Annotated in this window: 8 protein-coding genes; 3 read left to right on the forward strand and 5 right to left on the reverse strand. The window is 39.3% G+C overall.

Annotation, left to right across the window (positions count from 1 at the left end):
• Positions 1–25 precede the first annotated feature (25 nt).
• The 3 genes from AC1DE7_RS13250 to AC1DE7_RS13260 form a co-directional block, all read right to left on the reverse strand.
• The gene (locus AC1DE7_RS13250) at positions 26–898 is read right to left on the reverse strand and encodes an ABC transporter permease (protein WP_477534540.1); all 873 of its coding nucleotides are present in this window, start codon (positions 896–898) and stop codon (positions 26–28) included.
• A complete protein-coding gene (locus AC1DE7_RS13255; RefSeq protein ID WP_036617567.1) occupies positions 898–1674 on the reverse strand; it encodes an ABC transporter ATP-binding protein in 777 nt (258 codons plus the stop codon). Before AC1DE7_RS13255 ends, AC1DE7_RS13250 begins: the two co-directional genes overlap by 1 nt.
• Positions 1675–1916: 242 nt before the next feature.
• On the reverse strand, positions 1917–3596 hold the full coding sequence (locus tag AC1DE7_RS13260) for a PucR family transcriptional regulator (protein WP_340984473.1): 1680 nt from the start codon (positions 3594–3596) through the stop codon (positions 1917–1919).
• A 353-nt stretch (positions 3597–3949) separates the two neighbouring features.
• Here AC1DE7_RS13260 and AC1DE7_RS13265 point away from each other — a divergent pair, with 353 nt between their 5' ends.
• Entirely contained in the window at positions 3950–4972 is a 1023-nt protein-coding gene (locus AC1DE7_RS13265; protein ID WP_340984474.1) for a cysteine peptidase family C39 domain-containing protein, read from the forward strand.
• A gap of 70 nt (positions 4973–5042) precedes the next feature.
• Here the strand turns inward: AC1DE7_RS13265 and AC1DE7_RS13270 are convergent, their stop codons facing one another.
• Positions 5043–5306, reverse strand: a complete 264-nt coding sequence (locus tag AC1DE7_RS13270; RefSeq protein ID WP_340984476.1) for an acyl carrier protein — start codon at positions 5304–5306, stop codon at positions 5043–5045.
• Entirely contained in the window at positions 5303–6106 is an 804-nt protein-coding gene (locus AC1DE7_RS13275; protein ID WP_340984477.1) for a helix-turn-helix transcriptional regulator, read from the reverse strand. The genes AC1DE7_RS13270 and AC1DE7_RS13275 overlap by 4 nt, the downstream gene beginning before the upstream one ends.
• Before the next feature lie 326 nt (positions 6107–6432).
• Between AC1DE7_RS13275 and AC1DE7_RS13280 the strand changes: the two genes are divergently transcribed.
• Together AC1DE7_RS13280 and AC1DE7_RS13285 are read left to right on the forward strand one after the other, a co-directional pair.
• Positions 6433–10884: an amino acid adenylation domain-containing protein gene (locus tag AC1DE7_RS13280; RefSeq protein WP_477534541.1), complete on the forward strand. Its 4452-nt coding sequence runs from the start codon at positions 6433–6435 to the stop codon at positions 10882–10884.
• Between the two features lie 30 nt (positions 10885–10914).
• Complete coding sequence (locus AC1DE7_RS13285) at positions 10915–12384, forward strand: serine hydrolase domain-containing protein (protein ID WP_477534542.1); 1470 nt, start codon at positions 10915–10917, stop codon at positions 12382–12384.
• The last annotated feature ends 33 nt before the right edge of the window (positions 12385–12417 follow it).

Here is a 12417-nt window from a genome sequence, read left to right on the forward strand (position 1 = left end):
GTCCCCTTTAATCGTTGTAGGTCAGCTATACAGATGTGGATTTGCTGCTGGTCTTGTTGTCATTCCATGGAAGGAGACGGGATTCAATATAACCGACACAGGTGTAGAGGAGCATGGCGACCAGCATAAGCATGAACACGCCGACCCATACGGCCGGAAGGTTGAACAGGTTACCTTCGACGAATACCATGTGTCCAAGTCCTTTATCTGAAGAGATGAATTCTCCACCTACAACAGACACCAATGCCAAACCGATATTGATCCGGAAGGCTGAGATGATCCATGGCAGAGAGGAAGGAACGATAATTTTGCGGAAAATTTGTGATTTCTTTGCACCGAAGGATTTCATCAGATTAATCTGGGATTCGTCGATTTGATGAGTCGCTTGGTAGGCGGATAATAGCGCTACGATAAATGTTGCTACGGAGGCCAGAGCAATCTTGGAGAAGATGCCTGAACCAAACCAGATGATAATCATGGGAGCAAGTGCGATCTTCGGAATACCGTTCATCGCTACAATGAATGGATCGAGCACACGGGCAACGGACTTGGAATACCACATGAGTAGTCCTGCCAATGAGCCAATTAAGCTTCCGGCTACAAAGCCGATAACGGTGGCATTTACCGTTGCAAACGCGTCTGTAAGCAGTTGTCCTGAGCTAGCCATGGTGATGGCGGCATCAATAATGGCGCTTGGTGATCCCATGAGGAATCCGTTAACGAGTTTCAAGCGAACAGCGGATTCCCAGATCACCAGGATGACTGCTACAATAATGAACCGCCACAGCATCGTCATCAGCCATTCTTTGGAGAAGGTGGACTGTCTGCGTTTACTCTTACTCTTCGTAACTCCAGCAGGCTTTCCAGCAAGAGTAACTTCAGGTGATGTGCCCTTCATTAGCTGATCCTCCCCATTTGGATATCAAGCTCTGACCAGATCGATTCAAAATACTGTTTGAACTTCTGGTCGGAGCGGGCTTTCAGTGCTGAGCCATATTGCGAGGCGAGACCAATGTCATACACCTGCTTCACAGTTGTTGGTCGTTTACTCATAACGGCAATGCGGTCGGAGATGGCGATGGCTTCCTCAATGTCATGCGTGATCAGGACGCCTGTCTTGCCCTCGGATTTCAGGATAGACAAGATCTCATCTTCCAGAATGAGTCTGGTCTGATAATCAAGTGCGGAGAAGGGTTCATCCAGTAATATAATATCGGGCTGGGTAACGAGGGTACGAATGAGGGCTACACGTTGGCGCATACCACCTGATAGTGTGGAGGGATAGGCTTCTGCGAATGAGGCCAGGCCATAGCGATCCAGATAATCCATGGCAATATCGCCGCGATCCTTTTTGGACATGCCCTTCACTTCCAAGCCTAACGTGACATTGTCCAGGATGCTTCTCCAAGGAAGTAACAGGTCCTTCTGCATCATATAACCGACATGTCCGGTGGTCTGATCGATCTCTTCGCCACAGACGATAACCTTGCCATTTGTTGGCTTAAGCAGACCTGCGATAATATTGAAAATCGTACTTTTGCCACAACCGCTCGGTCCCACGATACTAAAGAACTCCTGTTTCTTGATTTGCATCGAAACCTCAGCCAGGACCTGAATATCTTCTCCGGTTGCACTGACAAATGATTTGGATACGCCTTGTATCTGTATAGCCATGATAGGTAGCCCCTTTCCTACAGCCTGATGTTTTTTCGTTTCTTGATGTAATTTGATGTTAATTAACATGACATTAATGAATATATTCCTAATCATATAGACTGTTTGCATCATTGTCATTAGTTACTCTGAACATAAAAATAGAATTAAATCAGTTAAAATGCACAAATGAAGATTGAACATGAATTGAATATGAAAAGAAAAATTAAAGAACGTGTCATTAAATATGACACGTTCTCGATTTAAGACGTATGATTAGCTTCACTAGGGGCTGGATTAACATTCAAAAGGGACTCAAGTGCGAAGGCAAGTCGAAAGCGCAGGCTCTCCATCGGGTCTTTAATGTTCCTGCCAGTCAGTTTCTCGCATTTCTCCAATCTGTAGATCACTGTATTGCGATGTACGAAGAGCTCTTTCGCCGTATCAACGATCTGGCAATGATTCTCATAGAAGGAGGACAAGGTTTTCATCAGTTCGTTGCGCTCGTTTGGATCTCGGTCGTTGAAGGGTTTAAAGGTTTCTTGATGGAACTGCAGCATCTCATCGTGGGGAATCATGCGCAGCAGACGGCTTATATCCATGGTTTGATAGGAATGAGCGAAGCGGGTCTTTCGCATCTGATAGCCGGACTGGAGCGCCTTGACTGCTTCTTTATAGGAGAGTCCAATATCCAATACATTGGTGTAGGAATTACCTATGCCGAAGGATAGGCTGAGCTGCGACTCTGTATACAGATTGCTCGCCATCCGCTCAAGCTGCTGAACAACGGTGTGTTCGTCCCAAGACGATTCGGCCAAAAAGACGAGTATGCCGAACTGGTCGTTCTTAGTGAACATGACAAAGGAGAGATCCAATCTGGCGAATTCCTGTTTAATCAGCTCGTAATTAGCGTCTCGTTCCGAGATGAATCGCTCTTCCCCGGAGGAAGTAGAGTTCTGCTTAGGTATGCCCGCTAAGGATTCATCCTTTTTGGCGATGATCAGAACGGAACTTCCTTTGGCTTGTAACCCATATTTCTTGCCGCGATGCAGTGCTTCTTGTTCCGAACGAATGAAACCCTGAATGAGATCGGAGAAATATTCATTTTTGTAACGGCGGGAACGCTCTTTGACGGCTTGCTTCTTGGTTAACTCCAGGCCGATCACATTGACGGCTTGCTCCAGTGCCAGAGTGGAGAGCTTAGAGCTTGCGGAACTGTCATATAGTGCGATTAAATAGCCCTCGTGCCGATCCGTGAAAATGGGATGAAGCTCGGCGTGTCGATATTTATCAGTAGTAAGTAGACAGATCGAGATTGCGGTTTGGAAGGAAGGATGCTCATCTATAAATGTCAGTAAGGGGGCGGCGAGAGACTGGTCATCCAACTGTTGTACATAGTGGGAACTTGCCGTAATCTGTTTCTTCGAGCCAAGTAGAAGTACAGGTGAGGATAGCAACTGAGACAACGTATCTACGATGGATGGTATGCCTTTTCCCTGCATCACCATCGTGGAAAATTGTTTGTGAATAGATAAGGCGTAGTGTAGCTCATGGGTTTTGTTTTGAAGGATGGCACTGATCGAATGTTGAAATATTTCACCAAGTGTATTGTCTATCTCAGACAGTTCGATGATCGGGAAGCCCAGTCTGTCGGCTGTTTCAAGCAATTGCGGAGATAATTCAAGAGAGAAACGCTGTGTCTTGACAGCAAGCGCTGCACAACCAATTGCATGCATGTCTGTAATGAATCCAAGATGAGCATCAGGGCGGTCTTTCAGGATATAACCGTTTGTCAGCAGCATATCTCCCGACTTCAGGAATTGTACAATATCTGGTGCGTCCATAATATTAATCGATTGCACCAAGCGATCAAGGCCACGATGCCCGGCAATAACCTTTGCTTTGGAGAGAATGGGGATAGTCAATAACTGTTGCAGATCCATCTTCAACCCACTCGCTTTCATAATGATATGTTATAAAATCTAACATTAAGTGAGGTGGACGTAAAGAAGAGTTTGGATAAAGCGGCTAAAAGATAACGGATTTTAAGCACATTGTACAAAGTGCTGAGGATATTTTTTTGTAAATAAAATGTACGGTTTCGGTTTGAAAATTCTCTGGTAGTATAACTGCTCGAAATACGATGATGACAGATATCTAATGTGCTACACATGCGTTTTAGTTGTTCCACTATGAAAGCCTTTTCATTATAGAGTGAATTCTGATATGATAGAAAAAATTGGTCTAAATTAACTATTAAGTAATAAATCTAGCGATTTAAGAAAGGAAGATAAGGATGCCAACAGAAAAAGGATTACCGATTAAATATCCAATGATTACTTCACTTCCTGCGTTTGCAAACATGACTGCTATTCTTAGCACTCAAGAAGATGTTTTTTTTCCGTGGTTTTGTCATAATCATGTCCAGCTAGTAGCCTGGGAGACTCCAGAGGTTTACATACAATTTTATACGCCTGTTTTTAGAGAGTACTATCGATTATTTGAATTACACCACTATCATAAGAAGGTTTTAGTAAAGTGGTGTGACGATATAACACAGTTTATTATTGATGCAATTGATGAAGAAAATTATGTATATTTAAGCATAGATCAATACTACATTGCAGCCTATGATAATTTTGGAAAAGTGCATGCTCCGCATGATATGTTGATCTATGGATATAACAAAGAAAATCAAATGTTTTACGTAGCTGATTTTTTTAATTCCAAATATTCCTTCTCGACAGCAAGTTTTGATAGCGTTAATGAAGCATTTGTAAGTCCTCATTCTGAGGGAGAGTGGTTCAGAGGTGTTCAGCTTTTGCAATTCAATGAACGAAAAAGTGAATTCAAGTTAGATCTGGGTTATCTGATTAAACAGTTGCATGACTATATAAATGAAACTAAATCCTCTAACGATTATAAGTTGGTTGAAGAACCTGGCAAAGATACGGATGCTTGGGGAATAGGAGTTTATCGTTTTTTAAGAGAACATATTACAGAGACTGCTTTATTCGAATTTAGTCTGATTAGATCTCTCCATTTGCTCTTTGACCATAAGGAAGTGATGTTGAAAAGTTTGGTTTATCTCGATGAGAAAAAGTATATTACTAGATTGGATATTCATGAGAAGGCTTACAGAGAAATTAAACAGCTGTGCTTAATTCTTAGGAATTGGTGTATAAAGCACAGTATGTCAGAAACGACAAATGATATAGTGAAAATAGTTGAATTGATCGAGAAAATGGAGAAGCAGGAACGGTCGGCAGTTCAGGAACTGTTATCAGATCTTGAGGAAGTGAGATTAACCTATCTATAGTAGATTGAATTAAACGTATACCGATAACTACAAAGAAAGGTGAACTCTGTCATGCAGAGATCACCTTTCTTTATTGTTCATAATCAAACTCATTTAACTTCAACTGAATGATGTTGAGTATATTGGATAACGTGTTAAAGTTTTCGACTAACAACTCTTCATCATTAAAAGTGATATCAAAGTGTTCTTCTAACAGTACAATCAGTCTTATCACTTTAATGGAACATATTCCTAAGTCATTTAAATTATCTTGCACATCAATTACTTTGATGTTAGTAACCTGCAGGCACTGAGCGATCATTTTCGTAATGGTATCTTTGAGATTGTCGGTCAATGAGTTACACTCTCCCCTTCGTTACAGTTCATACGGATGAATCTCCGATATTCGGCTGGAGTACAAGAAAAGTGCTTCTTAAAAATACTCGAAAACTGAGAATTTGAAATATACCCGATGGCAGTCGTGAGTTCTTTGATATTCAGATTGGACGTTTTGAGAAGATCACAGGCACGTTTCATCCGGACTTGTTGTAAGTACCTCATAGGTGATACATCGAATATTTTAGAGAAACTATTGCTTAAATAAACTGGATTGCAATAGATTAATTCAGCAAGTAATTGTAACGTAAGTGGTTCTGCATAATGTTTGCGGATATAGCGATGTACCATAATCAAACGATTATCAATTGTTCCTGTCTGTGCTTTGGTATTCGCCTCATGAGAGCGCTTACTGAAATTGTCATGATTTGCTCGAAGAAGGGTTTCAATTTGCTCTTCTGTTTCAGCAATGTAGCGTCCGATTAACGGCCCGCATATTAATTTGGACAATTTGTTTATACTTCTCATTGTCTTAGAAGAAGCTTGGATGACCAAAGGATATTCTTCTAGGTCAGTAAACGAATGATTAAAAGTGATCTTGCGAATCTCTACATAAGAAGAACCTAAGTTCCGCAAACTGAAATTATTACCTATTAGTATGCTCATTTTATTTATAAGTAGCTCATTACCATCGTAAGATACGAAAGTCGAAGAAGGAACAATAATTGCGTAAGCTTGATGGTGTATAGAGGAACAAAATATTTCGGTCTTAGGCAAAAGATGTTCGACACTATATGCAGAAACCGTAACAAACTTCATACATGGGTACTCCTTTACAAGTTTAATAGACCTAAGAATCCGCAACATTATTCAAATTACATCTACATAATTTCAAATAATAATGGTAATTAATTGCCAATCATGGCGTGATATATAGATTAAAATAACATATCTTAAATTATGTATCCAATTTTACATAAAAGAAAAAAAAGCATTTTTTTTGAAAAAAGTTGGTTTATAATATCTCCTATAGAAGAAAAATGGGAGTTATTATTCCATTATAATCAATTTTACGACAAATAACACCATTATCTGATTATAATAACAAGTTATAATTAACAATCGTTTATAAATAAGGGGTGTTTATGTTGCTATATCCATTGTCTCATCCACAAAAAAGAGTATGGATCATAGAGAATATATATTCAAAGAGTTCTCTGTATAACTTGGGCGGCGCATTTTATTTCAAACAAGCGATGGATCTGACTTTACTGAAAGATAGCATTAAGGAACTGATTGATAACAATGCTAACTTGCGTATTCGTCTGAAGCGAAGTTCTAATAACGTATATCAATATGTTGATGAAACAGAACATGAAGTCTCCTTCATCGATTTTAGAGAGATACAGATAGATTCTGAAACGTGGTTTACCAATCACTTTAACGAACCTTTTGATTTGATTGAAAGTTCACTCTTTTGTTTTATCGTTTTTATTGATCAGTCTGGAAATGCCGGATGTTATTTTAAAGTGCATCATCTGATTGGCGATGGTTGGTCTGTGAAGCTAATCGCAGAGTCAGTCGTTGATATATATCAAAGCAAATTTTCTGGGAAAGAAGTTAAATCAGATCAATTATTATTTACTGATTATCTACATAGGGAAGAAAAATACAAGAACTCTTCGAGATTTTTAAAGGACAAAACCTTTTGGACGAAACGTTTCGAAGATTTGACCAAGGTTGCTCAAACGAAAAGCAGCGAGAACACGCAAGCTCGTAGGTTAACAACGATCATTGATGCTAACCGTTCAAACAGCATTAGGAACTATATCCAAAATCAAGCTATAACAAATGCAGCATTTTTCACTGGTGTATTGTTTCTTCACTTGTCCAAAATGGATAAGACAGAGGAACTCATATTGGGGACTCCTGTGTTTAATCGTTCTGGACGCAAGGAGAGGGCAAGCTTTGGGATGTATACCAGCACAATGCCCTTAAAAATGAACATTGATCCAGAAATTCAAAATTCGACATTTATGATTCAGGCCCACAAAGAACTAAATGATTGTTATTTTCATCAGAAATATCCTTACGATATTTTAATTGAAGATATTTTGCTCAAGCAACAAGGTAAGGATCAACTATTTCAACATTGTATCAATTACAGCAATGCAGCACTTCCTGAGCATTGTGCCGGAATTGACATTAAAACGTTGGACTTTTTCTCCGGTCATCAGATTTATTCACTTCAAGTTTTTGTTAAAGACTGGTACCAGGATGGGCATATCCGACTCGACTTTGAGTATAAGACGGACGACTATACAGACGCTCAGATTCAACACTTCTCATCTGTCTATCTATATTTGATAGAGCAGATCATCTTAGATAATGGAGCAAAGGTAAAAGATTTAAGAATTATGGAGCCAGAGCTTGAAAAAGAGATTATTCATCAATGGAATGATACTGAGGATCACCAGATAGAAGGAAATAGTATTGTTGAATTATTCTACAAGCAAGCGGCAATTCATCCAGGACGAATTGCGCTTGAGTACGGTGAGACCAGGTTGACATATGAGGAGCTTAATCTAAAATCCAATGCATTAGCACGTAACCTTTCAAGATATGGCATTGGATCAGAGAAGGTTGTAGCTATTATCTCAGAACATTCTCTGGAAGCCATTATAGCGATATGGGCTGTATTGAAGGCTGGAGCGGCATTTTTACCCATCGATCCTAAACTTCCTTCAAAAAGAAAAAGATATATGCTTGAAGATAGTAATGTTAGCGCTATCTTAACTAATTTAGGTGGAATTGATGAATATTGTAATAATATCAATGTGATTGATATTTCTTTAGAAACAACATATGAGGGAACAACAACAAATAATTTAACGGTTATTCCAGCCAAAAACCAACTTGCTTACATTATATATACTTCTGGCTCAACGGGTATTCCTAAAGGAGTCATGGTAGAACATGGTGGATTGTTTAATTACACGACGTGGGCTTGCTCAACATATGTGGACGAAATTGAAGTGTTTCCGGTCTATTCGTCATTTTCTTTTGATTTAACTTTAACTTCGATTTTTACACCGTTAATTTGCGGAAGCAAAGCTGTTATTTACAGTGAATCTGATAGTGGGTTTGTGTTGGATAAAGTCATAACGGATAACCAATCCACCGTAATTAAGCTTACTCCATCTCACCTAAGACTGCTGATTGAACATGGGCGATATGGAAATTCACTCAGAACGTTAATCGTTGGAGGGGAAGATTTAAAAGTACAGCTTGCCGAAAATGTGCTTGAAATGTTTGGCCAGGATATCAATATATTTAATGAATATGGGCCGACAGAGACTGTAGTGGGATGTATGATTTACCGATACGATAGTGCTACGGTTAGAGGCGGATCCGTAAGTATTGGTAAACCTATACAAAACACTCAAATTTATATTCTGGATGGTGAGTTACAACCGGTTCCTTTGTATACAAAAGGTGAAATGTTTGTTTCGGGAGCTGGTGTTGCTAGGGGGTATTTAAATCAAGGTGATTTAACAAATGAAAAGTTTCTACCTAATCCATTCGTACTCGGTCAAAGGATGTATAAAACGGGGGATATAGGTTATTACGTCGAAGACGGAAACTTATTTTATGTAGGCCGGGCAGACGATCAAGTGAAAATTAATGGTTATCGGATCGAAGTGTTAGAAATTGAAAATATCATGTGTGGACTTGAAGGCGTTAAAGAAGCGGTAGTAACGAAACATTCATTACCCAATGGCTCAGATATGCTGATTGCACATTTGGAGTTGCTAGAATCCATTTCTACTAATCAGTTAAAGAGATCGTTATCGCTTCTCTTGCCAAGTTATATGATTCCTTCGCATTTTGAGATAATGGAACGTTTACCTGTCACGACAAATGGAAAGATAAATCGTTCACAACTACCAATGCCTAAGTTATCACAGGGTGTTGAGAATCGCAGTGGCCCATCTGAAATGGCAAAACAGGTATTGAGAGCATTGGAAGAAATCTTAAAAACAGAAAATATATCTCTGGATGACAATTTCTTTTTTATCGGAGGGGACTCCATCAAAGCCATACAGGTTTCCTCTCTGCTTAACACGCAAGGAATTGAATTGAAGGCCAAAGATATACTTTTATTTCCAATTGTTGGAGAGCATGCTGAGATGGCAGAGAAGCGTGTTACTGAACAAACAACTCAACCAGCCCAGTGTAAGGGAAGTATTCCTCCTTCGCCGATCAATCAATGGTTTCTTAAAGGCAGTATAAGTAACAAGGATTATTACTTGCAATCCGTCCATATCAATCTTAAGGAAGATATTTCTTACAACCAATTTTGCCATGCTATTTCTCAATTGGTTGATGTTCATGATTCTTTGAGAATTACGATGGACAAAGAAACAATGCAGTTAAAATATCAAGATGTTTTTCCCTTGACATCCGTAATGAAATACATGGATCTACGCTTAGAAGAAGAGGGAGATTATCTGGAAAGTATGATCAAATACGATAAGGAGATCAAAGAGAGTATTTCAATGGATTCACCCTCCTTATTTTATTGCGTGTTTTACGATACTCCGCATGGTATTAAGGTATCGTTCATTGCACATCATCTGATTGTAGACGGAATATCGTGGAGAATTCTACTGGAGGATCTGGATTCATTGATTAGGGAGGGGGAACAATCTCATATTTCTCGGATATCCAAAGGAAGCTCTTATCAAGAATGGGCTGGTAAACTATTGGAATACGCTGAGAGTCCTGCTGCCAGGAAAGATAGAGAGTATTGGAGCAAAGTTGTTTCCATAATTCACTATATAGATTTAAAAGATAAGCTACAGACCGAACGATCTCACTCACCAAGTGTTCAGGAACAAAGGATAGTTCAAGAAAGTATAACAAAACTCATTATGTCCACGGTGAACAAAAATCTGCAAACAACATCAAAAGATTTAATTGTTGCAGCTGTTGTTCTCAGCATATGGGAGCTAACGAAGGAGAGCAACATCTCTGTAATGCTGGAAGGCCATGGCAGGGAAATGTTCGATCATACGCTCGACATTAATCGTACAGTCGGATGGTTCACCAGTTTGTTTCCCGTTAACTTCTTTGTTGAATCGGGAGATTTAACAGATCAGATTATTGCTATTTCCAATGAACTGAACAGTATACCTCTCAATGGAATGGGTTACGGAATACATTATTACTTAAAAGATGTATTAGGGGTGGAAGAGAGACGATTAGTCCGACTGAACTATCTTGGTGAGATGGACAATGGCCTTGCTGGTACGTGGTTTACACCCTCAGATACAAATACTAGCGCCGATGTTTGTCCCTACAATGATTTAAACTGTTTGCTGGACATCAATATTTATGTCATGAGTGGACAATTGTATATTCAAATCAACTATAAAGAAGATGATTTTTCTGTAAATACCATTCAACTATGGATGAATAAAATACAAAATAAACTAACAGAGATTTCTCTCATCCGTTCAGTTGTAAGCGACCCTATTGTAGATCTTACAGAACATAAATTAAACCAGGAGGACTTGGATGCATTATTTTCTTGATGAGCCAATAAAAAGAGAGAGGTTCTATATATGAAATTCCGTCGTATGTTTACCTTACTAATTCTAGTTGTATTTTTGAGTAATAACTATGTTGGGTATGCTGAATCCTCAACACATAATCTTGAAAAATCTATTGATATGTTTATTAATATGGAAATGGAAAAAATGAAAATTCCTGGATTAGCAGCTTCTATTGTTCAAGATAAGTTTGAATATAGTGCAGGTTATGGATTTCGTAGTTCTGGGAACAAAGCCGTTGATGAAAGGACGCTTTTTGAACTTGGTTCCAATTCCAAAGCTTTTACCGGGCTTGCATTACTCCACATGGTTAAACAGGGCAAGCTCAGCCTGGATGATAACGTAACAGAACATTTGCCTTGGTTCACGGCCGTTTTGGATGGCACCGAATCAGACATTAACATTCGGCAATTGTTACACCATACAAGCGGAATTCCTACTGATTCCATAACTCTAATCCCTGAAAGCAATGATGCTGATGCCTTGAAGCAAATGCTGATGGAAATGGTACCTGTACAACTTGTCAACAAGCCAGGACAAATGTTCGAATACGCAACCTTGAATTACGATATTATCGGTCTCATTGTTGCAGAAGTTTCGGGGATGAGTTACGAAGAATACATGATAGAAAATATATTCAATCCGTTGGGATTATTGAATACTTTTCCTAAGGCACAAGTTCAGTCAGAGGAAAATATGGCTTCTGGACATAAGTTAGGTTTTTTCGGCGCAGCATCCTATGACGGACCATCCTATCGCGGGAATACGCCTGCTGGATACATTGTGTCCAATGCTGAGGATATGCGTCAGTGGATGAAGATCCAATTGGGGATGGTCAATGTACCTGGTTTTGGTGAAGTCATTTTGGAATCACACATGAAGGATAGCACTCTGGAGGGGATACAAGAAGGAGCGCCATATGCCGCTGGATGGGAGATTTATTCATTTGAAGGTGAGCAACTTGAACATTCAGGAGCAAATCCGGGATTTTCATCTTACATGTTATTGAATAAAGGAAAAAAAATAGGGGTAACCGTGATGGCCAACCTGAATTCAGAGGCTGTATTTTCAATAGCTATGGGAATTGAGCAAATTTTATTAGGGAACACGCCGACTCCATCCGAAGTAGATCTATTTCTGATATTGAATAATGTGATGAGAGTGCTTCTTGTATTGAGCTTGCTTGTGATCGCGCTGTCATTATTCTTCTGTTCTCGAATGTATAAGGACAAGCATAGATCTTTCCAAAAACCATCCTTGAATGCGAGAATTAAACTGACGTTGTTATCTGTTGGATATGCAATTTTCACTGTGGCTATCTACTTATCTCCTACTGTTTTATATCACGGGTATCCCTGGAGTTTCCTGAGCGTTTGGGCTCCTTCAAGCTTGGTTGTGGGTGCAATCTTCATGGTCGTAGCTGCAGGGGGATGTTTCCTTTGCGGGGGATATAGCATTCTATTTCCAAAAAGAAAAGATTAAGTTCTCCAAAAACGTATGAAATCAGGAGGTTTA

The sequence above is a fragment of the Paenibacillus sp. 10L310 genome, from assembly GCF_056395745.1.